The 24,374-nt window shown below is 49.1% G+C and carries 25 protein-coding genes and 1 tRNA gene; 2 read left to right on the top strand and 24 right to left on the bottom strand.

Annotation, left to right across the window (positions count from 1 at the left end):
- Positions 1 to 201: 201 nt before the first annotated feature.
- From KI362_RS21270 to KI362_RS21185, 18 genes are all read right to left on the bottom strand, one after another.
- A complete protein-coding gene (locus tag KI362_RS21270) occupies positions 202 to 870 on the bottom strand; it encodes a hypothetical protein (protein WP_301630279.1) in 669 nt (222 codons plus the stop codon).
- Between the two features lie 306 nt (positions 871 to 1,176).
- Positions 1,177 to 2,463, bottom strand: coding sequence for an adenylosuccinate synthase (locus KI362_RS21265; RefSeq protein WP_301630277.1), 1,287 nt, complete (start codon positions 2,461 to 2,463; stop codon positions 1,177 to 1,179).
- A gap of 264 nt (positions 2,464 to 2,727) precedes the next feature.
- The gene (gene dnaB, locus KI362_RS21260; protein ID WP_044481547.1) at positions 2,728 to 4,089 is read right to left on the bottom strand and encodes a replicative DNA helicase; all 1,362 of its coding nucleotides are present in this window, start codon (positions 4,087 to 4,089) and stop codon (positions 2,728 to 2,730) included.
- Position 4,090: 1 nt separating this feature from the next.
- Entirely contained in the window at positions 4,091 to 4,534 is a 444-nt protein-coding gene (gene rplI / locus KI362_RS21255; RefSeq protein WP_044481549.1) for a 50S ribosomal protein L9, read from the bottom strand.
- Complete coding sequence (locus KI362_RS21250) at positions 4,531 to 6,513, bottom strand: DHH family phosphoesterase (RefSeq protein ID WP_301630274.1); 1,983 nt, start codon at positions 6,511 to 6,513, stop codon at positions 4,531 to 4,533. Before KI362_RS21250 ends, rplI begins: the two co-directional genes overlap by 4 nt.
- 14 nt (positions 6,514 to 6,527) lie before the next feature.
- Positions 6,528 to 7,445: a DUF2232 domain-containing protein gene (locus KI362_RS21245; RefSeq protein WP_301630272.1), complete on the bottom strand. Its 918-nt coding sequence runs from the start codon at positions 7,443 to 7,445 to the stop codon at positions 6,528 to 6,530.
- 6 nt (positions 7,446 to 7,451) lie between these two features.
- The gene (locus tag KI362_RS21240; protein WP_301630270.1) at positions 7,452 to 7,754 is read right to left on the bottom strand and encodes a MazG-like family protein; all 303 of its coding nucleotides are present in this window, start codon (positions 7,752 to 7,754) and stop codon (positions 7,452 to 7,454) included.
- Between the two features lie 100 nt (positions 7,755 to 7,854).
- A complete protein-coding gene (locus KI362_RS21235; RefSeq protein ID WP_044481554.1) occupies positions 7,855 to 8,283 on the bottom strand; it encodes a CBS domain-containing protein in 429 nt (142 codons plus the stop codon).
- A 176-nt stretch (positions 8,284 to 8,459) separates the two neighbouring features.
- The gene (locus KI362_RS21230) at positions 8,460 to 9,545 is read right to left on the bottom strand and encodes an LCP family protein (protein ID WP_049895113.1); all 1,086 of its coding nucleotides are present in this window, start codon (positions 9,543 to 9,545) and stop codon (positions 8,460 to 8,462) included.
- Between the two features lie 808 nt (positions 9,546 to 10,353).
- Positions 10,354 to 12,219 carry an oligopeptide ABC transporter substrate-binding protein gene (locus KI362_RS21225; RefSeq protein ID WP_301630267.1) on the bottom strand — a complete coding sequence of 622 codons (1,866 nt, stop codon included), beginning with the start codon at positions 12,217 to 12,219 and terminating at the stop codon, positions 10,354 to 10,356.
- A gap of 18 nt (positions 12,220 to 12,237) precedes the next feature.
- Positions 12,238 to 13,143, bottom strand: coding sequence for an ABC transporter permease (locus KI362_RS21220; protein WP_044481713.1), 906 nt, complete (start codon positions 13,141 to 13,143; stop codon positions 12,238 to 12,240).
- Between the two features lie 26 nt (positions 13,144 to 13,169).
- Positions 13,170 to 14,129 carry an oligopeptide ABC transporter permease gene (gene opp4B / locus KI362_RS21215; RefSeq protein ID WP_301630265.1) on the bottom strand — a complete coding sequence of 320 codons (960 nt, stop codon included), beginning with the start codon at positions 14,127 to 14,129 and terminating at the stop codon, positions 13,170 to 13,172.
- Positions 14,130 to 14,134: 5 nt separating this feature from the next.
- Entirely contained in the window at positions 14,135 to 15,064 is a 930-nt protein-coding gene (locus KI362_RS21210; RefSeq protein WP_044481557.1) for an ABC transporter ATP-binding protein, read from the bottom strand.
- A complete protein-coding gene (locus KI362_RS21205) occupies positions 15,051 to 16,067 on the bottom strand; it encodes an ABC transporter ATP-binding protein (RefSeq protein ID WP_301630263.1) in 1,017 nt (338 codons plus the stop codon). Before KI362_RS21205 ends, KI362_RS21210 begins: the two co-directional genes overlap by 14 nt.
- Before the next feature lie 588 nt (positions 16,068 to 16,655).
- A complete protein-coding gene (gene rpsR, locus KI362_RS21200) occupies positions 16,656 to 16,925 on the bottom strand; it encodes a 30S ribosomal protein S18 (protein ID WP_044481560.1) in 270 nt (89 codons plus the stop codon).
- 20 nt (positions 16,926 to 16,945) lie between these two features.
- On the bottom strand, positions 16,946 to 17,425 hold the full coding sequence (gene ssb / locus KI362_RS21195; RefSeq protein ID WP_044481561.1) for a single-stranded DNA-binding protein: 480 nt from the start codon (positions 17,423 to 17,425) through the stop codon (positions 16,946 to 16,948).
- 41 nt (positions 17,426 to 17,466) lie between these two features.
- Positions 17,467 to 17,751, bottom strand: a complete 285-nt coding sequence (gene rpsF / locus KI362_RS21190; RefSeq protein WP_044481563.1) for a 30S ribosomal protein S6 — start codon at positions 17,749 to 17,751, stop codon at positions 17,467 to 17,469.
- A 145-nt stretch (positions 17,752 to 17,896) separates the two neighbouring features.
- Positions 17,897 to 19,402 carry an RCC1 domain-containing protein gene (locus tag KI362_RS21185; protein WP_301630260.1) on the bottom strand — a complete coding sequence of 502 codons (1,506 nt, stop codon included), beginning with the start codon at positions 19,400 to 19,402 and terminating at the stop codon, positions 17,897 to 17,899.
- 128 nt (positions 19,403 to 19,530) lie between these two features.
- On the opposite strand from KI362_RS21185, the gene KI362_RS21180 reads away from it, so the two are divergent.
- Positions 19,531 to 19,728 (top strand): YjzC family protein, encoded by a 198-nt coding sequence (locus KI362_RS21180; protein ID WP_044481565.1) that lies wholly within the window; start codon positions 19,531 to 19,533, stop codon positions 19,726 to 19,728.
- A 360-nt stretch (positions 19,729 to 20,088) separates the two neighbouring features.
- On the opposite strand, the gene KI362_RS21175 is transcribed toward KI362_RS21180, so the two are convergent.
- The 4 genes from KI362_RS21175 to KI362_RS21160 all read right to left on the bottom strand — a co-directional run bounded on the left by KI362_RS21175 (position 20,089) and on the right by KI362_RS21160 (position 21,882).
- Positions 20,089 to 20,179: transfer RNA gene (locus KI362_RS21175), tRNA-Ser, on the bottom strand.
- Positions 20,180 to 20,370: 191 nt separating this feature from the next.
- Positions 20,371 to 20,613: a DUF951 domain-containing protein gene (locus KI362_RS21170; RefSeq protein ID WP_044481566.1), complete on the bottom strand. Its 243-nt coding sequence runs from the start codon at positions 20,611 to 20,613 to the stop codon at positions 20,371 to 20,373.
- Between the two features lie 59 nt (positions 20,614 to 20,672).
- Positions 20,673 to 21,569 (bottom strand): mechanosensitive ion channel family protein, encoded by an 897-nt coding sequence (locus KI362_RS21165; RefSeq protein ID WP_301630256.1) that lies wholly within the window; start codon positions 21,567 to 21,569, stop codon positions 20,673 to 20,675.
- A 67-nt stretch (positions 21,570 to 21,636) separates the two neighbouring features.
- Positions 21,637 to 21,882 carry a DUF3343 domain-containing protein gene (locus KI362_RS21160; protein WP_301630254.1) on the bottom strand — a complete coding sequence of 82 codons (246 nt, stop codon included), beginning with the start codon at positions 21,880 to 21,882 and terminating at the stop codon, positions 21,637 to 21,639.
- A gap of 122 nt (positions 21,883 to 22,004) precedes the next feature.
- Between KI362_RS21160 and yyaC the strand changes: the two genes are divergently transcribed.
- Complete coding sequence (gene yyaC, locus KI362_RS21155) at positions 22,005 to 22,625, top strand: spore protease YyaC (RefSeq protein ID WP_301630252.1); 621 nt, start codon at positions 22,005 to 22,007, stop codon at positions 22,623 to 22,625.
- Here the strand turns inward: yyaC and KI362_RS21150 are convergent.
- Together KI362_RS21150 and KI362_RS21145 are read right to left on the bottom strand one after the other, a co-directional pair.
- On the bottom strand, positions 22,597 to 23,097 hold the full coding sequence (locus tag KI362_RS21150; protein ID WP_301630250.1) for a DUF4446 family protein: 501 nt from the start codon (positions 23,095 to 23,097) through the stop codon (positions 22,597 to 22,599). The two genes, yyaC and KI362_RS21150, sit on opposite strands and share 29 nt — an antisense overlap.
- A 23-nt stretch (positions 23,098 to 23,120) precedes the next feature.
- The gene (locus KI362_RS21145) at positions 23,121 to 24,275 is read right to left on the bottom strand and encodes an aminotransferase class V-fold PLP-dependent enzyme (RefSeq protein WP_301630246.1); all 1,155 of its coding nucleotides are present in this window, start codon (positions 24,273 to 24,275) and stop codon (positions 23,121 to 23,123) included.
- Positions 24,276 to 24,374 lie beyond the last annotated feature (99 nt).

Below are 24,374 nucleotides of genomic sequence, written 5' to 3'. Positions count from 1 at the left end.
TCTCCTTTACAATTCAACTGAAATCGACATGAAATGATGTCAAAATTTTAACCTTTTATATCCTTGTTAAGAGTAACACAGTCAGCTTTAACATTTCAACTCATGCCAAGAAGGCCGGAAGCCTTTATTATACTTAGGCCCCCGGCTTTTTATGCAAATTCTTCCGTTGATTCTTTATTTACAATCCTGTGAATGTGAACGCTATTTTTTTAATAAATTCAAGATTTTGGCATATTCTTCTTTACTTAAATGCTTGGACAGGATCTGTTCGATCTCGATCATTTCCGTCTCCGTTAATCCCCCTTCGATCAGCTCGCTCATTCTCAGCATTTCCTCCTGAGGAAGCTTGCTCATCAAGGTGGCAAATACCTCTTCCTTCTCACTGTCGCTTAGCTCGTCCTTCTTCGCGAGCAGATCGTCCGGGCTTACCAATACCTGCTGGTCTTGTCCCGCACCTGCTGCCTCCCCTGCAATGCCGCCCATGACCGGGACGGAGCCCTCTGGAGCCTCCTCCTCTGCCTCGCCCTCCACCGGCGAGCTGTCGGTATCCCTGTTTTCCTCTTGATTCTCCGAGGTGCTGTCCTCTCCCAAGCGGTCTGTTCCCGAAGCTCCTGCCGCATCCAGTCCTGTCTGTCCGTTACTGTCCGGTGCGGGTTGATCCTTCGGATCAGGAGCACCCTGCGAGTCGAATCCCAGCATTCCCTTCATCATACTGCCCAGGCTTGGCGCCTGGCCGGCTATAGGCAGATTATAGCTGCCAAGCAGCGTTTGAATGTACGTATTTACCACATACCCCGTCGTGAGCACGGTCAGCAGTGTGACCATAACCACAACCAGCCCCAGTCTTGCGAATTTAAGCAACCATTTCACTAACTTTCCTCCTTCTGCAATCCCGCCGTCAGCCGGTTCATTCTAGCTTCCAAGCATCCGCTTGATAGAACGGATGCTAGTGATTCGGCTGCGCATCTGTCTACTCTATTTCCAGTATGGACGGCAAAGTGGAGATATAACCTCCCCTAAGAGTAAATGAGCAGGCTAGTCAGAAAGATAGACTCTTTCTACTACTTCTCCCATCCGACTACGAGCAGAGCAGATGTGAAATACAGCAAAAAGGCCGCTTCCTGCATACCGTAGAAAATAACGGTTCGCAGGAAGCGGCCTATGATGGTTACTTTATTATTCGTAGATTGGCAGAACCTGATTCGTCTGGCTGCGGTTGCGGCCTACCGAGAAGATCGCAATCGGAATACCGGTCAGTTCAGATACGCGCTTCACATAGTTGCGTGTCGTCTCCGGCAAGTCCTCCAGCGTCTTCGCATCGGAGATGTCCTCGCTCCAGCCCGGAAGCTCTTCGTACACGGCTTCACATTCCGCCAGCATCTTAAGGCTTGCCGGATAGTGAGTGATAACTTCACCGCGGTATTTATAGCCGGTGCAGATTTTAACCGTCTTGAGACCTGTAAGCACGTCAAGCGAGTTCAATGACAGTCCGGTCAACCCGCTCACACGACGGGCATGGCGGACAACGACGCTGTCGAACCAGCCGACCCGGCGCGGGCGTCCGGTTATGGTGCCGTATTCATGGCCCGTCTCGCGGATGAAATCGCCGATCTCATCGTTCAGCTCGGTTGGGAAAGGTCCGTCCCCGACGCGGGTCGTATAGGATTTTGCCACCCCGATCACCTGATCGATCTTGGAAGGCCCTACCCCGGAGCCGATGCAGACGCCGCCAGCCGATGGATTGGATGAGGTAACGAACGGATAGGTGCCTTGGTCGATGTCCAGCATCACGCCCTGCGCCCCTTCGAACAGCACCTTTTTATCCGCGTCAATCGCCTCATTCAATACTACAGAGGTATCGGTGACATAAGGACGAAGCACTTCCGCATATTCCAGATACTTCTGCAGCACTTCTTCAACATCCAGCGGCTCTGCGCCGTAGACCTGCTGAATCACATGATTCTTCTCGTTCATCAGGTGACGCATCTTGAGCTCGAATTCCTCCGGATCCATCAGGTCGGCAATCCGGATACCGCTGCGAGCCGCCTTATCCATATAAGCCGGGCCGATTCCCTTGCGAGTCGTACCGATCTTGTTCGGTCCCTTGCGGTCTTCCTCCAGGGCATCCAGCACCATATGATACGGCATGATGACATGAGCACGGTCACTGATTACCAGATTCTTTGTCGTAAAGCCATTTTCGTGAATGTAGTTTATTTCATCGATCAACGCGGACGGATTCACAACCATCCCGTTGCCGATTACGCACTTCTTATCTGAATAGAACACGCCCGAAGGAATCAGGCTGAGCTTGTACTTCTTGCCATCGATAAGTATGGTGTGACCGGCGTTGTTACCGCCTTGATAACGGGCCACCACATCTGCGCTCTCCGCCAGATAATCCGTGATTTTACCTTTACCTTCGTCTCCCCATTGGGTTCCTACAACAACTACCGTTGACATGTACATTCCCCCGCCCGGTGCCTTCGCACCTGTATTTGCTTGAATTAAGATGACGCTGTGCCGCTTGGCCGCTTCACCCGTAATTGTGACTGCAACTGAATCCTGCCGCTCTGACCATTTGCATTAATTTAGCGCATCAAAGCAGCAATACCAGTTTACCAGTCTCCATTTTTAAAGTCAAATTAAAAAACGAACAATCACCCACTGGCGTGAATGATTGTTCGGAAATTAAGGGATAAATATCGATTTGTTCGGAAAAATAGACTATCCGGCGAAAGCATCGCTATGTGCCCGTTCATAATTGGCAAATTTATTGAAGTTCTTCAGGAAGACCAGCTCTACGGTACCTACCGGACCATTCCGCTGCTTGGCGATAATGATCTCGATAATGTTCTTCTTCTCGGTCTCCTGGTTATAATAATCGTCCCGGTACAGGAAGGCGACGATATCGGCATCCTGCTCGATCGAACCGGATTCCCGCAGGTCGGACATCATTGGACGCTTGTCCTGCCGCTGCTCTACGCCCCGGCTGAGCTGGGACAAGGCGATAACCGGCACTTCCAGCTCACGGGCAATCTGCTTGAGCGTCCGGGATATTTCCGAGACCTCCTGCTGACGGTTCTCGCCGGGCTTGCCGCGGCCGTGAATGAGCTGAAGGTAGTCGATCACGATCATGCCTAGCCCCTTCTCCTTCTTAAGCCGTCTGCACTTGGCCCGAATATCGGCCACGGTGACACCAGGTGTATCGTCAATGTAAATCTCCGCTTCGGACAAGGCCGCGATGCCCATCGTCAGCTTGGACCAATCATCATCGTTCTTGAAATCACCGGTCCGCATCACGCCGGCGTCCAGATTGGCCTCGGCACAGATCATCCGCTGTACCAGCTGGGGCGCCGACATTTCCAGACTAAAGATCGCCACGGTCTCTTTGGCACGCACCGCAACGTTCTGCGCGATATTCAGCGCAAAGGCGGTCTTACCCACGGATGGCCGTGCGGCTACGATAATCAGGTCATTCCGCTGAAAGCCGGACGTCATTTTGTCCAGATCGACGAACCCTGACGGAATGCCGGTGGTGTTCCCCTTGTTCTGGTGAAGCTGCTCGACCCGGTCGAACACCTCCATCAATACATCGCGTATGGCAATAAAGCCGCTGCCGGAGCGGCGGTTGGAGATCTCCAGAATCCGGCGCTCGGCATCGCTGAGCATACCGGAGACGTCCTCGCCTCCCGTGTAGCCGTCGCTGACAATCTGTGTTGCTGTACGAATCAAGCGCCGGAGCATCGATTTCTCTTCGATGATTCGGGCATAGTAATCCACGTTTGCCGCAGTCGGAACAGCATGTGCAAGCTTGGCCAAATAACTGACCCCGCCCGTCTCCTCCAGCTCGCCGCGATCCTGCAGACGAGAGGTCAGCGTGACCAGATCAATCGGCTGCCCTTCCTCCCCCAGCTGCACCATCGCTTCATAAATGAGCTGGTGAGGCTTATCGTAGAAATCCTCGGTACGAACCCGCTCCATGGCCGTAATAAGCGCTTCGGATTGAAGCAGGATCGCGCCAAGCACCGCTTGTTCTGCTTCCAGATTCTGCGGAGGGATGCGGTCGTAATAAGGATCTACGCTCATCTTATTCCTCCGTGACCTGAACCTTGACCGTCGATTTCACTTCCGGATGAAGCTTCACCGGTACTTGAGTAACGCCAAGCGAACGAATCGGATCGTGCATTTCAATCTTCCGTTTATCGATTTTGACACCGGCCTTTTCGAGCGCTTCCGCCACTTGCTTGCTCGTAATCGCTCCGAACAGGCGGCCGCCCTCTCCAGCCTTTGCCTTCAAGGTTACCGTCATCTCTTCCAGCTTCTTGCCCAATTCCGCTGCTTCTTCCTTCTCGCGCTCCTTGCGCTTGGCCTCTGCGGCAGTCTGGTTCTCCAGTGTCTTCACGTTGCCATCGGTAGCCGGACGAACCAGCCCGCGCGGGATCAGGAAGTTCTGTGCGTAGCCCTCCGATACCTCCTTGATCTCACCCTTCTTGCCTTGTCCTTTAACATCCTTCAAAAAGATAACCTTCATTCGAATAACCCCTCTTCCTTCTCAATTTCATCCAGAACGGCCAGAAGCTTCTGCTCTGCTTCCGCCTGGGTACCCTCCAGTTGTACTGCGGCATTCGTTAAATGCCCGCCTCCGCCAAGGCGTTCCATGACTACCTGTACATTCATGCTGCCGAGTGAACGGGCGCTGATCCCGATCAATCCGTCAGGACGCTCGCTAATGACAAACGAAGCGAGCACATTAGTCATGTTAAGCAGCGTGTCTGCGACCTGAGCGATCAATAGCTGCGGAATTTTACGGTTCTCCTCGGTCACGGCGAGCGCAATATGGTTATGAATCATGCGGGCATGCTTGATAATATCCGCCTTAGCAATATACTCCTGCAAATCCTCCTTGAGCACCCGCTGCACCAAGGCCGTATCGGCGCCCATGCGGCGCAGGAATCCGGCGGCCTCAAAGGTCCGCGATCCGGTATGCAGAGCAAAATGCTTCGTATCGATGGTAATCCCCGCAAGCAGCGTCGTAGCTTCAAGCGGGCTTAATTCCACCTTCTCATGAATGTATTGCAGCAGCTCGGTGACCAGCTCGCATGCGGATGAAGCATATGGCTCCAGGTAGACGAGCACAGCATCATTGATAAATTCTTCTCCGCGCCGATGATGATCGACGACCACCACCCGGCGGGCCACATCAACCAGCCTCGGCTCCATCGTGATCGAGCCCTTATGGGTATCCACGACCACCAGCAGCGTATGCGGGGTCATCATGCCGAGCGCCTGCTCCGGCGAGATGAACCGGCGCATCAGCGGTTCTTCCTGGCGGATCCGCTCCATCAAGCGCTCGATGCCTGGATTCGACTCATCCAGCACAATATGGGCCTCCACCTTGTACATATCGGCGGCCTTCATGACGCCGATGGATGCCCCGATCACGTCGAGATCGGGCATCCGATGGCCCATAATGATCACGCGATCGCTCTCCTGCATCAGATCGCGCAGCGCATGCGCAATGACGCGCGCACGCACGCGCGTCCGCTTCTCTACGGCGCCCGTCTTGCCGCCGTAGAACGAGAGCCGCTGACCAGCCTTCACAGCGGCCTGGTCACCCCCGCGCCCAAGCGCCATGTCCAGACTCGACTGGGCCAGCTCGCCCAGCTCGCTGAAGCGCTCGGTGCCAAAGGCAAGGCCGATGCTGAGCGTCATCGGCACCTTCAGGTCCGCGGTCATCTCGCGGACCTCGTCCAGGATCACGAACCGGCTCTGCTCCAGTTCGTTCAGCGATCTCTGATTCAGGATCATCAGATACCGCTCGGAAGACAGTCGGCGCAGATAAATCCGATACTGCTTCCCCCATTCCGTGATCGCCTGTGCGACGCGGGCGATCAGCGCGGTCCGCTGCTGATCGTCCATGCCTTGCGCAGCCTCGTCGAGATTATCCAGCAGAATAATCCCCAGCGCCACGCGCTCATTCTCATACCGCTCCCGCAGAAGCGCAAGCTCGGTAATATCGTGGAAGTAGATCAAGCGTTCCTCATGATCCACCGACAATTCGTAGTAACGTCCGCCCGCCACGACCTCAATCGTATGCTTGCCGGGCTTGATATCCTTCTTATCTCTTGCCGGAAACGGCAAGCTGGGCAGCAGCTCAGGCAAAGGCTGGCCGACAACGGTGTCCTTGCCGAAGACTCCCGCGACATAGTGATTGTGCCATTCGACGACCCGATCGTCGCTGAACAGCAGGATACCGAATGGCAGGCGTCCGATCGCTTCGCCCTCCACCCGTTTGATCCTGTACGTCAAATCCGTGACGTACTTCACCAGCTCCTTGCGGAAGCGGCGCTCCGCCTGCAGCATAAAATACGCCAGTGCTCCGACCAGACAGAGTGCAACAAGTCCGAGAATCCAGTTGTAGAAGCTGACGAAAATGACGAGCAGAAGCTGGAGCAGGAACATCCATACGGTCTGGTATCCGTGCCAGCGTTTTTGCAGTAAACTTGGCATGCCTTTTCACCCTATCATTTTGGTCTCGTGAGCTTCTCTCGCAGCGGAAATGCAATATCAAGCATCCCGGCAATGCGCAACGGTGCAAGGAATAAAGCCGCTATGACAAGCAAAACCGGAATCGCAGGATTCCACTTCTTGTGGTACGCCAAGAAGAAGAACAGGCTGGCCGACTGAATCAAGAACAAGAACTGCAGCAAAGGCATCATATTCAGCAGGATTGTACCTATAAAGGTATTCGGGATGGACGAGCCTGAAAATAGCTGAAGAATCAATCCAACCAAGTAATACCAGATCAAGGAGCGCGGGAAACGCCAGTCGCGAAGCGGCGGCAGCTTGGGAACAATATGTCCCATACTTGCCAGGGTCGGACGGACAATCGCATGGGTGAGGCTTGCCAGCACCAGCGAGCATACAATAATCGTGAACGGAATCATGCGGACCGTAAATACCGAAAGCTGCTGGCTCAGCTCCGGAGTCCAAACTGCCCCGCCGGCAAGCGAAGTGTCCGTCATATTTTGCAAAGGCGCCATGGCTAAATTCAGCATTTCCTCGATCATGACTGCCAGATTGAAATCAAACCAGATGGTCGTAATCAGCAGCAGCAGCAGGAACAAGGCCGTAATGGAGCCCGTCCCGATGAATAAGACCTTGAGCGCGGAGGTCCTTTTTTTATAGAGGTGCCCCATAATGACGGCAGGAATCAGGAAATAGACCGCCTGCAGCAATATGGCCGGACCGAAGATCAGCGCAGCGATCAGCCAGACCGGAACAAGATGCAGCGCCAGTCCCCGAAAAGATAGTGTCGCATAAAGCACGACGACCGGCACAATCAAAAAGAAAGTCGTGACGACCGTCAGCGGTGTTGCCAGTGACAGCAGAAGCAGCAAATACACGATGCTCCAGGCCACCGATGTCCAGCGGAATTTCAAGTGGGTTCACCTCTTACGCATATGTTCTTCCAGTGTGGAGATATCCTGATACCAGTCTTCCAACTGGTGTCCTTCTTGCTTATGCTTCTTCAGCTTATCCAGAATCGCTTCATCCAGATCCCGATAAGATATACCCAGCCGGCGTCCCAGTATGTAACTGCTAACCATCAGGCTGGCAAGGCTGTCCATGATGCGTGTCGTGCTGCCTTCCCACAAGGCCTTGAATAATCGGGATACGTGATCGACAACCTCGGTCTTCAACCATTCAATCACTTTCGCACGCTTGGCGATATCCATTTCCTTTTGCATAGACGGCAGCCTTCACCCTCCCAAAAAAGCATTATTCTACATTATAGCATAAAGCATGCCCCTCAAGAGAAGCAACGAGGGGCCGATTACACACCGAATATTACATCCCGGGCACTCCGGTATTTCTGGACACAAATCGCTCACAGTACTCAATAATCTGACTGCGGCGGACAATGCCGATGAACCGGCCCATATCGTCAACGACGGGCACAAAGTTCTGAACCTTCGCCAGATTGATCAGGTCCTCCATATCGGCATCAATGGATACCGGCTTGATGTTCAGCTTCAGCGGGATTTCCCGCAGATAAAATTTTGAAGCGTTCTCAAATGTCACCTTGCCGTCAGAATTTTTCATGTACCACAGGAGATCGCCTTCGGTGACGGTCCCGACGTAGACTCCATCCCGTCCCAGAATAGGTACGGCTGTGTACCTGTGGAACTCCATCCGTTCGAGCGTTTGCCTCAATGTCGAATCCATTGTAACGGTCACAACATCATTCTTCGGAAGTAAGAAAAACGCAATATTCATTTAAAAAGCCCTCCTCATTTAATTCGCGTGCCTGTTCTGCATATGAGCGGCGCTTGAGGCCATGGCGCGAAATCGGCAGCCGGTATACCGGACTGCCGAGAGATCATTTATTTAGATAAGTGCTATATTCAGTCTAACATATCAAGGCCTGTATAGGGGATTTCGAATGTTGCCGATTATTGACTGGTTGTGTCCGTCGCTGACGTATTGCTCGCATTGTTTGTGCTCGAAGATGCTGCATCCTTCTCCGCATCTGCAGGGAGCAGCAACTCCTGCGGCTCGGTGTCCGGATTGCTCCAGCTGGCGATCATTTGCTTTGCGAATTCCAGATCTTCTTCGTCAGCCGCATCATAGTATATCCCATTCTTACGGAAGCCTTCTCCCATAATAGTAAAGCCCTCAATCGTCGGAGATGGGCCCAGCAGCACCTTCTTCGACAGTTCAATAATGTCGCTTGGCAGCATATCCGTCTTGAAGTTCTCACCCATCATATCCATCAAGCTTGGGATTTTGGACACTTGATCCAGCTTCAGCATCCGGTCCACAATCGCATTCAGGAAGATCTGGTGCCGCTTGGTCCGATTGAAGTCGCTGTCCTCCCGGTATCGAACGTAGTTAAGCGCCTCTTGTCCTTCATACAATGGTTTATTTGCTTTAATCGTGAATTTCTCATGATCCTTCTGCTTGTTCACAATGTCCTTCGTAATCGGAAGCTCTATACCGCCTAATGCATCGACAACCTGCTTTAAGCCTTCAAAATTGATCGCCGCATAATAATCTACCGGGCTGCCAAGGAAATTCTCTACCGTATCCTTCGTCATCTTCTCGCCGCCAAAGGCGTAAGCATGATTAATCTTGTCTTCCTTATCCTTGCCGATAATCTCGGTATACGTATCCCGCGGAATCGACACCAACAGCACCTTCGACTCCTCCGGCCGGACAACCGCATAGATCATCGTATCTGAGCGGGCCGGTTCATTTGCCCGTTGGTCTACCCCAAGCAAGAGCATGCTGAACGGCTCCATTTTCTCCTCTTTTACCACAATCACCGGCTGCTGCTGCTCTTCTTCAAGCGGAGAGTAGGATTGCTCCAGCTTCTTCTCCACCTGACCGGATAAGAACAAATCAAATGCCATAACAGCAAGCGGCTTGCGGAATACAAATGCGCCTGCCCCGGCAATTACGAGAACGAGCAGCACGATCAACGCTTTTTGCATGCCGCTTCTCTTCTTCGGGGACGTCCGTTTTTTGCTTTCTTTCATATATATGCCTCCATCCAGGTAATGTATCTCATGAAGAATCTGATATGGTCCTCACATGTAAATATCCTACCGTTTCGTACTATACCATACAGACGATTTTCGATTCAACAAAGTTACCGCGTCGGATATTGGCAGTGCAGGGGTCAAATCCCTAAATGACGGCCCCTAATTCCACTAGAGCACAGAAATACAAAGCAGGCAAGCTGATGATTCTGCGTTGCTCTTTGATCGGTCGATCGTATGAAAATGTGGTTCTTACGCATGCAGTGAAAAAACTTACCTTAAATTCAGTGGAAATAATAGAAATGAGGATATAGTGAAATTTTTGTACTTAAAGTTGACTAATACACGGGTTTGGCTAGTTACTGGCGATCTAAGGTAAGTTTTTTCACTAAAAGTGGGTTCGTGCGTCGAATGAAGATTTTAAGGGAAGTGATTTCATTAAATTGCGATATTGCGGCCGGATGAGCATGAGCAGAATGAAGTAGTCATACCGTCCTGTAGGCGATTGAAGTTTGGAGAAAAACCGGAATGCCCGTGGGACAGTTAATTTCGGAGAAAAACTTCCGTACTGGCAGGACAGACAAAGTTTCGGCGCAAGGTCGAAGCATCGTGAGGGGAGGCGCAACTTTAGGCGCGGTAGGTCATGACGTCGTGCATAAGCTATCGCGAAAGCTTCCATTCGCGCTTAGCCCAGGCTGTGCATAGTCTCCTGCTTGCATGCCGAAGGGGCCCTCCCGCAGATCAAGTCTTTGGGACAGCCCCTTTTCAGTACCCTTGAAGGGTTCTAAATGAGTTGAACGAAAAATTATTTTGCGACAACAGGCTTATCTTCAGTTACACCGATGTTGTAACGATAGAAGCCGGTTCCATCGCCAATCGCATAGTTGACGATTCGTTCATTCACCGGAGACAAGAGGGAACGATATAAGGTAGGGAATACCGGAATTTGTTCTACCATATATTGCTGCCATTCTTTATAAACTTGTTTCCGATATTCAACATCAAAAGCTTTCTCAGATACGCCCTCTGCCAGCAAACGATCATTTTCTTCAGATTCCCAACGCGGGAAGTTATACAGCGCATCGTGTCCGTACAGACCTGTTGGATCCACGTCAATACCTACTGTCCATGCACCCATGTACACATCTACGTTCGGGTCATCTGTACCTTCCGAGCCAACCTTGGTATAGAACGTATTAAATTCTACCATTTCAAGGTTAACCTTCAGACCAATGGCAGCCCAGGACTGTACATAGTATTGAGCCAACGGCTCGGAAATGTCACTGCCTGTCATCGAAATAAAATTGATTTCCAGCGGAGATCCGTCCGGTTTTGTACGCCATTCGCCGTCATAGGCATAGCCCGCATCGTCCAAGGTTTTTTTCGCGGCTTCAATATCAAAGGTTACGCCTGGATTGGAAGCATCGTGGAAATCAGGATGTGAAGGTGGAATTAGTGTCGTTCCGCCCCAACGAAGACCTTTGTAGAATTTCTTGCCTACCTGGTCATTGTCGACCGCCTGCCACATGGCTTTACGCAAGTTTACATCCGCCATTTTTGCATTTGGATTCATAGCAATTTCTTTTTTCTCGGCATCCCATGTTCCAAGTTTAAAGCCGATATAGGAATAGGCACGGTCGATAATACCCAGGAATTCGACGTTGGACATATCCGCGTTATCCGGATATTGGTCAACCGGGAAATCACTTACGAGGTCAACCCCGCCGCTCTTCAACTCTTGAACAACAGTCGTTGCAGGGATTACTTTCAGAATCACTTCATCCAGGAGCGGCTCGCCGCGCCAGTAATCGGTATTCTTCTTATAGACAACCGATTCGCCCGGAACAATGCTCTCCACCTTGAACGGGCCAATACCGATCGGGTTCTGACGAATTTGTGGAGAAGCGGCCATATCAGCTACTGGAATATCCTTGAAGATATGCTTGGCTAATGGATAAATCCAAACCCCGCCTGTCAGCAAGGAAGGCGTAGATTTAATGTAGGTGATTTGAAGTTGCTTGTCATTAAGCACCTTAATCCCTGAAATCTTGTCTGCCTTGCCTTCATGATACTCTACAACCCCTTCGATATTGGTGAAATCAGAACCATAGCGAGGGCCATTGTAATCCGGATGGGAAATGACCTCATGGGCGAACTCCCAGTCTTCAGCCGTTACCGGAACACCGTCATGCCAGTTCACGTTGTCGCGGATGGTGAAGGTGAAGGTCCGTCCGTCTTCCGATACTTCATAGGTAGCAGCTCCATCATTGGTATACACATAGTTGGAATCCCAAGTCAGCAAGCCTTCATCGAACCATTCAAGGACTTCCGCATCCGGAGCTCCGGAATAGAAGTTGAAATTAAGCGTGCCTTCAAACGGGGAGTCCCCTACCAAACCGAAGGTGATGCTTCCGCCTTGAATCGGCTCTCCGCGGTTTGTCTTCACATTGGTAAAATCAGCGATATTAAAATTGCCGTCAGCATCCGCCTTTGGCTTGCCATCGTCGGTGCTGTTCTCACCTTGATTGGACGTATTCTCTGAAGGCGTGTTATTTCCAGTTCCCGGGTTTGCTGAATTGTTGCCCCCATTGGAGCTGCATGCCGCCAAAGCCAACACTAAGGTTAGCATTAACACGACTTGCCATGACCTTGACCAACTCGACTTTTTCATGGATAGATTCCTCCCTTTTTATCCTTTTCTTTGTCTTGCATCTGTCGCGCGCTTCAGCGCTTGGCCGACATTATTTATACTCAACATCATTGCCAAGATCAGTAATGATGCAGGTAACCAAATCCACCATCTGGACTCCAGTGTCTGAGGATTTCTGGCATAGCCAACCAGGGTTCCCAGACTTGGCGTGCTTTCAGGGAAACCAAATCCAAGGAAGGAAAGTCCTGATTCAAGTCCAATATTTCCCGCCAAACTCAGAGTCATTGAAACAATGATAATCGAGGTTAAATTCGGCAGCACCTCCATGACCATAATTCTTAAATTAGAAGAGCCTAAGGTTCTTGATGCCTGTACATATTCCAGTTCTCTTTCCTGCAAGGTTTTGGAACGAATTAACCTCGCCTTGCTCATCCATAAGAAGCTGGTCATAATCAAGCAAAATTGAATAATATTATATTTGGGAACGATGGTTACGAAGATAATAACGATCATGGTGAAAGGGAGAATAATGAAGAAGTCCACCACTCTCATGATCCCGTTGTCTACATGACCACCGAAATAACCGGCTACAAGTCCAACCACAAGTCCGATTAATCCTGCCAGCAAGGTGACTACTACACCGATCGTGATGGAATTGCGGGCACCGATGATCAATTGCCCGAATACATCCCGTCCGCCGTAATCCGTACCTAGCCAGAAATCTGCGGAAGGCGGCTGGTATAGGGCGAAGAGGTCTACCTTTACCACTTCCTTCTGATCAAGGAATAGGGATACCCCATAGACCACCACAATAATGAGGCCCAAAAATAGTAAAGAGACTAGGGCTACCTTATCCCGAACCAATTCTCGCCACAGTACGCGCCAGCCTGACGGGCTCTTGCTATAGTCCTCTGGCTGGATCAATTCCGCATTTGCATTCGCCATTTCTTTCACCCCGAATTTTTCCTAAATTATTTTATGCGAATACGAGGATCCACAATGTTTAGAATAATATCCGATATCAGCGCACCAACGATTGATGCTATCCCAAACAACAATGCAACGGCTATAACTACACTAAAGTCGCGCCCCACAATCGATTGGATAAAGAGCTGCCCCATTCCCGGATAGGCAAATATGGACTCGATAAATACCGTTCCCCCAATAAGTCCGGTAATTTCAAAGCCTAGAAATGCGGCGATCGGGAGCAAGGAATTTCTAAAAATATGACGGTTGTAGACACGGGATTCGGAGGCTCCCTTTGCTCTGGCGGTGATAATAAAATCCTTCTGCTTCGTGTCAATGATTTCGTTCCTGAGATATTGCACGGTACTAACTACTCCGATCAGCGCCATACTCAGTGCAGGCAACAGCAGATGATAAATCTTGCTTAAGACATACCCAATCCCTTCCGTTGCTCTAGGATTCACAGAGCCTCCAGTAGGGAACCATCCCAAGTAAAATCCGAAGAACCACAGCATCAGTAAGCCAAATATGAACAGCGGCATTGCGAAGCCGATATAGGTGTATCCCGAAATAATGCGATCGAAAAAAGTATCATTGTAGCGGCCGCTAATGATGCCGAGAGGAATGGCGATCAAATAGGTCAGAATGAGCGTTGCAAGCGCCAGCCACAACGTATTGGAGACACGCTGGGAAATCAGCTCGGTAACCGGCATTTTATACTTGAACGAGTTGCCCAGGTCGCCTTGCGCCGCATTCGATATCCAGTCCCAATACTGCACATACCACGGATTATTCAGCCCCAGCTTCTCTCGCATCGCCGCAAGAGCATCCGGGTCGAGGCTCGGATCAATCAATCCGGTAAGGGCATCCCCCGGCATGGCCTTTGCCATTAAGAAAAGAACGATACTTAAAATGAAGATCTGAGGGATCATAATGAGTACTCTTCGAACAATTGTCTTCCACATAGCTTTCAACCTTTCTGAGGCAGCGCCACGAAATGTGTGTCCGAAACCGGCTTTAAGGGATAAACCAATCCGTTCTCGTCAAAATATCTCCGGTGAGCTTCCTTGTACTCCTCTTGGACAGAGCGACGGAACTCTACCTGCTGCTCCCGATGGCTAGGATCAATATCTGGAATCGCTGCGATCAAACGCTTGGTATAGATGTGCTGAGGACTTTCAAAGATATCATTGGCCGTCCCCTCCTCCACATATCGTCCCTTGTACATAATCCCGATTTTGTCGCACATATGTCGGATAATCCCTAGATCATGGCTTATAAATAAAAAGGTCAGGTTGAGTTCCCTTTGAATCTCCCTCATAAAGTTCAGGACCTGCGCTTGCACCGATACATCCAGAGCAGAGACGGGTTCGTCGGCGATGATCAACTTGGGCCTTAAGGCAATCGCTCTTGCAATCCCGATACGTTGTCGCTGCCCTCCCGAGAACTGATAGGGATACTTTAAAAAGGATTCCGGGCTTAGTCCCACTTGCTCCAACAACTCGTGGACGCGCTTCTTCTCCTCTTGCGGAGACAGCTTTTCAAAATTGCGCAGCGGCTCTGCAATGATATCCCCTACCCGCTTCTTCGGGTTTAAAGACGAGTATGGATCCTGGAATATCATCTGAATATCTCGTCCAAAGCGGCTACGGCCTTTGATATGCCCAATTTCCTTGCCTTCAAATTTGATGCTTCCGCTGGAAATATGATTTAGTCCGATCACAGCCCGGCCCATCGTTGTTTTCCCGGAGCCCGACTCTCCTACCAAGCCGTAGGTTTGACCTGCCTCAATCGTCATATTAACGCCATCCACCGCTCTTACATGATCAACAACAGTTCTAAAGATGCCTCCCCGAATCGGATAGTGCACCTTCAAATCTTTGATTTCAAGAATTGACATGTTCGCTATCCTCCTCCGAATGAGCCGGAAAGTAAAAATGCTTGTAGCATGTACAGCGGACAAAATGTCCCTCCGCTATTTCATGCATTTCCGGATGTGCTTCATGCTTCTCGGACTCGATCCAGGGAATCCGCGGAGCAAAGCGGCAGCCTTCCCGAGGAAGATTTTTTAATGACGGGACAATCCCTTGAATAACGTGTAATTTAGACTTCACTTCGTTTACGGTCGGGATCGAGTTCAGCAGAGACCTGGTATAGGGATGCTTTGCGTTAGTCACCAGGGTATAGATATCTGCTACCTCAACAATCTGTCCGGCATACATGACCGCAACACGGTCGGCCATTTCGGCGACAACCCCAAGATCATGAGTGATTAAGATAATCCCGGCTTCCATGTCATTCTTCAGTTCTCGAATCAGATCGAGAATTTGCAATTGGATCGTTACATCGAGTGCGGTTGTCGGTTCGTCAGCAATGAGCAGCTTCGGTCCGTTTGCGATAGCAATGGCTATGACAATACGCTGCCTCATCCCTCCGGAAAGCTCATGCGGATATTGCAGGTAGGTGACTTCAGGACGAGGAATGCCAACCTTGTCAAGCAGCTCAATCGCCTGCCTTTTGCGCTCCGCTTTACCTGATGCAGGCTGATGAAGCAATATGACTTCTTCAATTTGTCTACCGACGGTCATTAGAGGATTAAGTGCAGATAAGGGGTCTTGAAAAATCATGCTGATATCCTTCCCGCGCAATTTGTTCAGTTGATTCGCAGGCATTCCAACGAGATTTTGCTTCCCGAAATAGATACGCCCTTCCATTCTTGCCCGGGTATGCAGGCCCATAATCGAGTAGGCAAGCGCACTTTTGCCAGAACCCGACTCTCCTACAATCGCTAGGATTTCATTCTTTCTAACCGTGAGTGAAACGTCATCCACAGCTGCATAATAATCATCATCAATCCGAAAAGAGGTGGTTAAATTCTCAATTTTCAACAACTCTTCGCTCAAATTAATCACCCTAACAAAGAAGAATTTTGACGAATTTAATCGATAATTAATAGATTTAAGGTTTTGATGTAGTAATTAGCCGATGGATGTCTATAAGAGGAGGTATTCAATAGCTCATTAATATTCAATAATATGAATAAATAACCACTGGTCAAAATTGAATTAAAAAAATTTTTACATTGATTTGTTCTAAATAATCACGTAAAAATTTGGGATTGCTTGAATTTAATAAATAATATACTCTATGTCAGCTAATATTCCAAGTACTTTTCCACTTTATCGCCTACCTTTTTTTATTTATCTCTTTAAAAGGTTACTTGAATTGTAAAATTCATGTAATGTATATTCATTCATTTTTAGATCTTCTAAAGTGACGATAGTCCACGTATGGAGGACATTTTTTAACGTTAAAAACCGACCAAAATGGGCTTAGAATATTGAAGTGATTAATTTATACTGTTTTGGATTAAAGTGTAAGGAGTCCGTCGGAGAGCAACAGATTGAGCCTCTAAAAGCTGTTGCTTTAAACACAAAAAAGCTGACCTTGTACGTTCTGTACAGGTCAGCTTTTTATTTGAACAGCTTATACTATTCAGTAGTGTATGGCAGCAATGCGATTTGACGCGAACGCTTGATAGCAACGGTCAACAGACGTTGGTATTTTGCGCTAGTGCCTGTTACACGACGTGGCAAAATCTTACCACGCTCGCTGATGAATTTCTTCAACAGCTCGATGTCTTTATAGTCAATGTGAGTAATTTTGTTCGCAGTGAAGTAGCACACTTTACGACGCTTGTTACGGCCGCCGCGGCGAGCCGGTCTCTTGTCGTCTCCGCCTTCTCTTTGTTTGAAGCTCATGCTTTTCAGTCCTTTCCAAATTAAAATGGCAAATCGTCATCCGAAATATCGATCGGTTTCCCGTCATCGGAGAATGGATCGTTGTTGCGGGAGGAGTTATTATTATTGCTGCGCCCGGCATTGCCGCCGCCAGCAAATGGAGCTTCCTCACGCGGTCCTCCGCCACCTGATGCACCTTCGCGGTTCGATTCCAAGAAACGGACATTATCAGCAATAACCTCAGTGACGTATACACGCTTACCTTCGTTATTTTCGTAATTCCGAACTTGAATTCGCCCTTCCACAGCAGTCAAGCGACCTTTACGCAAGTAATTTGCGCAAGTCTCCGCAAGCTGTCTCCAGGTAACTACCGGAATGAAATCCGCCTCACGTTCTCCGCCTTGCGAAGTAAACGGTCTGTCTACCGCAATGGTAAACTGAGTTACAGCCACACCGGATGGTGTATAACGCAGCTCCGGATCCCGGGTAAGTCGTCCAATCAGAATGACACGGTTCAACAATCAAATCCCCTCCTTCGGGCATTAAATTACTCAGTTACGGATTAGGCAACGTCTTTAGTAATGAGATAACGGATAACCTCGTCGGAAATCTTCAGAATCCGCTCAAGCTCAGCAACTACTTCTGGAGCTGCAGTAAAGTTTACGAGAACGTAAACTCCATCACGGATCTTGTTAATCTCATACGCAAGCCGGCGTTTGCCCATCACGTCATGCTTTGTAATTTCGCCGCCGTTTTGGATGATGCCTTGGAATTTTTCGACTGCCGCTTGAACAGCTTCTTGTTCAAGATCAGGACGAATAATGTACATCAATTCGTATTTGCGCATTTGGTTCACCTCCTTATGGACTATGGCCCCATCCTGTTGCACATGGAGCAAGGAGCGAGTCTAAACTCGCACCATAGTAGTATATCAAATCGGGAACCGCCGTGCAAGAACCTAGATTAGGTTGCTGAAAATCTCTACTTTAAAGTTACTTTACTTTGACTCCCATACCTTGTTGACCATACGTATTGTCATATCCCCAAACCCATAATTTTCCTCCGCTGATCCAAAAGATATTCCGGCTCGTATTTTCAATAAAGCTTACGTTTTTGTTCAAGTCCCCAAGCCGCGGATAAGTATTGTACGTCAACAATTCCTTGTTTTGGGTAAGCAGCAGGACGCCGTTTACCGTTAATGTAACCGAGGTATAATTCAGGCTTTTGCCGGCCGCGCTCCAGCCTGTTTGCTTGTTGTATCTTAGTGCCATAGTCGTAATATTCGTCGGTTTGTTCAATTGGGAAGGAACCTTCTGTCCAAGCTGTCTTGCTGAATTGTCTCCATATCCCCATAACTCGCCATTTTTGTCTATGGCAACGATATATTCATTATTTGTATTGGCTGCATCAAACTTTTGGATATCCTTGAACCCGGCAATTTGTTCAGCTTTGGTCGTCTGCCCTTCCACAATGGAATTATCCCAACTCCATAAGGTTCCGTCCTTCTTTAAAGCGTAGCCTTTAAGGTTGCTCATGGATACCGATACTGCATCCTGGATTAATATTTTCCTGTAATGATTATGTATGAATTCACGCGCATCCTCATTAGCCCAACCAACTCCGCCTAACTGATAAACATTCCCGTCATTAGTCAGGAGTGCTACTCCTCGATTAAAAGCATTCATATCGGCAATCGGCTCACTGATTAAAGTAATCTTGGTCGGTGTCCCGGTAACGGTCTTTATCCCGAGATCCTTCAAATCTCCCCAACCGTATAGTTCTCCATCCGTTGTAATATATAAGGAGAATTTCTCCCCCGCTTCGATTTTCCGGATCTTTGAGTTGGTGGTAATGAGCGTCGGCGGAAGAACCGGCATTTCGCTTTCGCTAATTTCGTGGTTCGTGTTCTTCCCCCAACCATAAAGTTGACCATCCTTCCCGAGTGCCAAGGTATGGGCTTCACTGGCGGCTACGGATACGGGTGAATCTACAGCTTTCAACTGGGTTGGATCCTTGGCAATGATGGCTTGAGACCCTACTCCATATTGTTCAAACTTTACGGGTGTTGGTTCTTGATAGCCCTCTCGATATTTTTCATAACGGCTTGGCGTTTCGTAACGGTCCCGGTAATCCGGCAAAGTCGTCGCCGCCTGTGCTCCTCCCGGTATGGTCACATAAACCCCTATACCGTAATTGTATTTGGAGAGCCTGGATTCCTTGAACACCTCTTCTTTAAAAGCAGGCGTGACAAGGTAATAATACCCCTCTTTATTTACCTGTACTGTAGCGGAGAAGAAGGCCTTTTCATCCTCGTCCCTTAACTCGATATTCAAAGATGAGGCCTCAGCCAATCCTTCCACCAGAATGGAGTTGTCTTCATTTCGTTGAGCGAAGATTCCAATTCCTGCACCAATGGCTTGTACCTGATTATCCGATATCAGCGGAATAACGAGCGCTATGATGACCATAATGATCATTCCCCTCGTGCGTTTTCCCATGTCCAATCATCCCCTCTGCCAAATTTATGTATGTAAATAATTATCGGTTCTTACTTGTACATGATTAACCCTGCATTACAAACAATATATTTGATTCCCCTCTCGGGGCAGAAAGGAGGAACAACAAAGTGGGCGAGCAAACGGAATTCGAGCCGGGCGACAAAGCGCCGAACCCGGGCGTTTATGTAGAAGTCAGTGAAGCGCGCAGCTTCCATACCCAAATTCAGAACCCCAAGCGGGTTACCTTGGAGCGCGGAGAGACATTTCCGGAAACCTCGAATAAGGACAGAAAGTGGAAAAAGGCCGAGAAAGCACGCGTACACTAAGCTGTTTGCTGAAAGAACTGTTTTTAAAACTTTCGTGTATAGAACCCTGCATTCTGCACATAATACAATCAGACGGTGATGCAAAGAGAGGTGTGGTTCCGTTGGAGGTGTCCGATGGTAACATCATTTCTGGAGTCTTATTCACTTCGTGACAGAAGCCAAGATCTCGGATAAGGAAGACCCCTCTTCACTCATTCGAGCTGCATACGCACACATCGAAGTTTCTTGGGTTGTGAGAGAAGAATTCCCATTAAGCATACCGTCAACCATAAAGGACCCGAAAGGGTCCTTTTGGCTTGCATAGACATAAAAAAGACCCTGCCTAACCGGCAAAGGTCATGTTCTTATATAGAAGTAAAATGGCGGAGAGGGTGGGATTCGAACCCACGCACGCCTTGCGACGCCTAATTGATTTCGAGTCAACCCCCTTGGGCCTCTTGGGTACCTCTCCACAGCAAGCAAGAATGATTGTATCATGATTTTTTTAGGATTGCAAGTTGAATTCATAGTCAGCGCCAGTCGTATGGTAACGAAAAAGTCGGCTAATCGTTCAAAATGTCCGTTAGCAATAGTGGGAAGAGTTGCTAATAACCTTTCTTGCAGAAAGCTTTTACTTCACAACCCTTCACACTTATGGTTGGATTAGCTGTTTTCGGTCCCGGCATCAGCGTCAGAAGGATCCGCGGAGGACTCGGCAGCAGACCGGATTACCTTCCGCATATTCTTTTCGAACTTGGCCCGCGGCACCAATACGCTATGCTTGCAGCCGACACATTTAATCCGGATATCCATCCCCATTCGAATAATTTCCATTTCATTGCTCCCGCAAGGGTGGTTTTTCTTCATTAATACAATGTCACCTAATTGAAAAACTTTACGTTCCATCGTCCTCTCCCCCTTCTCATCAATTTAACAACCTTAAATACAGCGTACCATATGTTGATCTATTCAGCCGTCTTTTCGGCCTCGGCAGTAAGACGAAGAGCCTCCTCTTCTTCGAGTGCTTCCTTCGCATACATCTGAATCTCACGCTCCAGATCAGCACGTACTCCCGGCGGACAGTCCGCTGCTATACGAATAACATACTCGCTTGCTGTCAACGATTGTACACCTAGTACGGTTGGAACCCTATTAGCCAGGCTGCTGCTGTCCTTCAGCTCCAGCATAGCCTTCTTTAGCAGCTCGATGGTATCCTCCAGCTTTCGGCTATTGCTGAAGGGCAAATCGACCACAGCAAGCGCCGTTCCAATCGAGTAATTCGTTACATTCGTAATCGAGCCGTTCGGAACAATATGCACCTCCCCGGTCCAGCTAACCAGTCTCGTGGAGCGAAGGCCGATCATTTCAACCGTCCCCTTCAGCGTGCCGATTTGAACGACATCACCTACGGCAAATTGATCCTCCAGGATGATAAAGAAGCCTGTGATCACATCCTTCACCAGATTTTGCGCACCAAAACCAATCGCCAGCCCAAGCACCCCGGCTCCGGCAATTAACGGCGCCAGCTGTACGCCTAGCTCCCCCAGGATCAGCATGACCATCACAAAGTTCCCTGCAAACGAGACCACATTTTTCAGCAGTTCCCCTACCGTTATAAATCTCCGAGGGTTGACCTGCATCCGCCCCTTCTCCTGACGTTCCAAGGAACGGTCTATTACACTGAACAACAGTTTAATCGCAAAGCGGGTCAGGATAAGGATCAGTAAGATACGAAGGGCTGAGAACAGCACAGTTTCCCACATGCCCGTATTCGTTAACCAATCCCAGACCTTATTTTTGAAGCTCATAGCCTCATCGATGACACCCGTCGATTGTTGAAAACGCCAATTTGCAAGCCTCATTCCGCCTCTCCTCCTTCATAGCTATCTAAGCTGAACTACCCTTTTTACGTAGCTTTTATAGTTCAACTTATAGCTCTTCATACCCGGAAGCGGATCGTCTGAAAATTCCCCTGATCTCCACGGACTGGTCATGAACAATCTCCGTGACCCTCTTCAGATCCTCTGAACCGAACTGAATGGATAAGGCACATCCTGCGGTAATCTCCTTCGGCGTAGGGCACAGATCAATCTCAATTTCCGCATATTCTAACAGCATCTCTGCCCGCAGCGCCTGCTGTGTGGAGTCAAATGCCATCACTAGGCTGTTCTCCATCCATTCTCCTCCTCTGTTTCAATCCGAGACTTTAGTCCGAGTATATATTCTCAATGATTTCCATATACTATCTACTAATATTCCAAGGGCTACTTCATTCTAGATTAAGGAAGGAAGATTCCATGTCATCTATTCAACCAGCCATAACAGCACCATCACAAGAAATCCCTTATCTGAAAATGCCTCATACCGAACCGGATATCCATGCCGCGATCATTCACCGTCTTCTTCTTCACTTTACCAAGATTAGTCATGGGCAAGAAATGATCGTTATCTGCATTGGAACAGACCGTTCCACAGGCGACTGTCTCGGCCCCCTCGTTGGAACCTCACTTGCGAAGCTGAATCAGTCGGGCAAGCTGTTTCATCTGTTCGGGACGCTTGAAGAACCGGTCCATGCTATGAATTTAAAAGATACCTTGGAAAAAATCAATCAAAGCTTTCGGAATCCTTTCATTATAGGGATCGATGCCTGCCTGGGTCAAACCTCCAGCGTTGGCTCCATTCAAGTTGTACAAGGCCCTCTCCGCCCGGGAGCAGGCGTTAATAAAGAATTACCGCCGGTCGGCGATATCCATCTAACAGGCATCGTCAATGTCGGCGGCTTTATGGAGTATTTTGTGCTGCAAAATACCCGGCTTAGTCTAGTTATGCGATTATCGGAAATAATTTCCAATTCCTTATATACGGCGATCCAAGAATGGCACCGCGGATTTAGGCCTCGTTACCGGCAAGGGCAATAGCTTCCTCTTCTTCCGAGGAGAGCGCATAGCTGGACTGCCCATGCTCCAGCGGTTTAGCATAGACATAGGAACCGTCTCTGCTGTATAGGCCGGTGATAATGATTCCATTTTTCTGATCATCCACGAAGGCGGCGGAGAAGCTCAACTCATTTCCACGTTCACCAAATGCATTATAGCGCTTGATTCCAATCTTCGCCTTTTGCTTCGGCAGCAATAGATTAATACGTTCAAGCTGCAGGTTATGATCGTTCTGATTCTCCTCAAGGAGAGCCTGCTGATTCTTCAGATCAATTAGTAAGCCTTCCAGATCCTCAATCCCTGTTCCAGCCATCATTTGATTGTATCGTTTACGCATTCCCCGAAGCTTGCTGCCCTGAATCAGGTTCCAGAGTAGCAGCCAGAGGAGGATCACTACGAATCCCATTACGATCCAGATCATTTGGTCCAATAAAAGTGCATTCCACTCCTGCATTTGAATCTCCCCTAGTTAAAATATCACTGTGCAATCTGCTTCATTGCTGATATCAGTGCTTCTATCTCTTGCACCGTAGTTGAATACCCGACACTAGCCCGAACCGCTCCGCGGCCTGTAGTCCCTGCGCTCATATGGCCAAGCGGAGTACAATGATATCCGGCCCGAACGGAAATTTGATATTGCCGGTCCAGACGGAATGCGACCTCGGCGGCATCCCATCCTTCCAGCGTAAAGGCTACCAGTCCGGTGCGCGGCACGCCTAATTCCGGCCCCAAACACGTTAGTCCTTTAATCTCAAGCAAGCCCTGCATCAGCTGTTGGGTTAACTGCCATTCATGCTGATAAATCTTCTCTATCCCGTACTCCATAACCGTCCTGACGCCTGAGCCTAAGCCGGCAATACCTACCGTATTGAGCGTTCCGGCTTCATATTGGTCTGGACGCACCTTTGGCATTTCTACAGCCTCCGACTGACTCCCGGTGCCGCCATGAAGCAATGGCTCCAATTCCAGATCCGGGCGAATGTACAGCCCTCCCGTCCCCTGCGGACCAAGCAAGCTCTTATGCCCTGGAAAAGCAATCATATCAGCACCTGTCTGCTTCACATCCACCGGATAACAGCCAATGGTCTGAGCAGCATCTATCAGCAGCAGCGCCCCTGCAGCATGAGCAATTTTTCCGATTTCTTCCACGGGGAGAATCGAGCCCAGCAGATTAGAGCTATGAGCACAGACGACGAGTCTGGTCTGCGAGGTAACCCGTTCCTTCAGTTCAGCTAAATCTAATATCCCTTGCGCGCTTACCGGAATATAATCTACTTGGATTCCTTTAATGCGCTTGAGATATTCTAACGGTCTGCGTACAGAGTTGTGCTCGATCATCGTTGCGACGACATGGTCTCCTTCACGCAAACAGCCTTTAATGGCCAAATTCAATGCTTCAGTTGTATTGGAGGTAAATACAATATCGTTAGCATTATCAACCTGCAGTAATTGAGCCAGTGCGGTTCGGGTCTGCAGGATGGATCTTCCCGCATTCATAGCCATCCGATAATTTCCCCTGCCGGAATTGGCTGCCGGTCCGTTTAGTATTTCCAACATACTCTGACTTACACGCTCTGGCTTGGGCCATGAAGTGGCCGCATGATCAAGGTATATGGGAGATCCAGTTTTCATATCGTTACCCACCTTTTGGACCCTTTAATCGGTTCATTCGTAACAATGACATACCCCCATTCACAGACACTCCATTAACATGTCCATCAAGTGAGTATG

Origin of the sequence: Paenibacillus apis (genome assembly GCF_018333295.1) — a bacterium.
Taxonomy (GTDB): Bacteria; Bacillota; Bacilli; order Paenibacillales; family Paenibacillaceae; genus Fontibacillus; species Fontibacillus antibioticophila.
The sequence above is the reverse complement of the archived record's forward strand: the minus strand, read 5'-3'. Positions and strand labels throughout refer to the sequence as shown.

What these genes read in the sequence shown, in the direction of transcription:
- KI362_RS21265 (WP_301630277.1), bottom strand. Translation starts at nt 2,463, where the DNA reads ATGTCAACGGTAGTTGTTGTAGGAACCCAATGGGGAGACGAAGGTAAA.
- dnaB (WP_044481547.1), bottom strand. Translation starts at nt 4,089, where the DNA reads ATGAGCGTAGATCCTTATTACGACCGCATCCCTCCGCAGAATCTGGAA.
- rplI (WP_044481549.1), bottom strand. Translation starts at nt 4,534, where the DNA reads ATGAAGGTTATCTTTTTGAAGGATGTTAAAGGACAAGGCAAGAAGGGT.
- KI362_RS21250 (WP_301630274.1), bottom strand. Translation starts at nt 6,513, where the DNA reads ATGCCAAGTTTACTGCAAAAACGCTGGCACGGATACCAGACCGTATGG.
- KI362_RS21240 (WP_301630270.1), bottom strand. Translation starts at nt 7,754, where the DNA reads ATGCAAAAGGAAATGGATATCGCCAAGCGTGCGAAAGTGATTGAATGG.
- KI362_RS21235 (WP_044481554.1), bottom strand. Translation starts at nt 8,283, where the DNA reads ATGAATATTGCGTTTTTCTTACTTCCGAAGAATGATGTTGTGACCGTT.
- KI362_RS21230 (WP_049895113.1), bottom strand. Translation starts at nt 9,545, where the DNA reads ATGAAAGAAAGCAAAAAACGGACGTCCCCGAAGAAGAGAAGCGGCATG.
- KI362_RS21225 (WP_301630267.1), bottom strand. Translation starts at nt 12,219, where the DNA reads ATGAAAAAGTCGAGTTGGTCAAGGTCATGGCAAGTCGTGTTAATGCTA.
- KI362_RS21220 (WP_044481713.1), bottom strand. Translation starts at nt 13,143, where the DNA reads ATGGCGAATGCAAATGCGGAATTGATCCAGCCAGAGGACTATAGCAAG.
- opp4B (WP_301630265.1), bottom strand. Translation starts at nt 14,129, where the DNA reads ATGTGGAAGACAATTGTTCGAAGAGTACTCATTATGATCCCTCAGATC.
- KI362_RS21210 (WP_044481557.1), bottom strand. Translation starts at nt 15,064, where the DNA reads ATGTCAATTCTTGAAATCAAAGATTTGAAGGTGCACTATCCGATTCGG.
- rpsR (WP_044481560.1), bottom strand. Translation starts at nt 16,925, where the DNA reads ATGAGCTTCAAACAAAGAGAAGGCGGAGACGACAAGAGACCGGCTCGC.
- rpsF (WP_044481563.1), bottom strand. Translation starts at nt 17,751, where the DNA reads ATGCGCAAATACGAATTGATGTACATTATTCGTCCTGATCTTGAACAA.
- KI362_RS21185 (WP_301630260.1), bottom strand. Translation starts at nt 19,402, where the DNA reads ATGGGAAAACGCACGAGGGGAATGATCATTATGGTCATCATAGCGCTC.
- KI362_RS21170 (WP_044481566.1), bottom strand. Translation starts at nt 20,613, where the DNA reads ATGGAACGTAAAGTTTTTCAATTAGGTGACATTGTATTAATGAAGAAA.
- KI362_RS21165 (WP_301630256.1), bottom strand. Translation starts at nt 21,569, where the DNA reads ATGAGGCTTGCAAATTGGCGTTTTCAACAATCGACGGGTGTCATCGAT.
- KI362_RS21160 (WP_301630254.1), bottom strand. Translation starts at nt 21,882, where the DNA reads ATGGAGAACAGCCTAGTGATGGCATTTGACTCCACACAGCAGGCGCTG.
- yyaC (WP_301630252.1), top strand. Translation starts at nt 22,005, where the DNA reads ATGTCATCTATTCAACCAGCCATAACAGCACCATCACAAGAAATCCCT.
- KI362_RS21150 (WP_301630250.1), bottom strand. Translation starts at nt 23,097, where the DNA reads ATGCAGGAGTGGAATGCACTTTTATTGGACCAAATGATCTGGATCGTA.
- KI362_RS21145 (WP_301630246.1), bottom strand. Translation starts at nt 24,275, where the DNA reads ATGAAAACTGGATCTCCCATATACCTTGATCATGCGGCCACTTCATGG.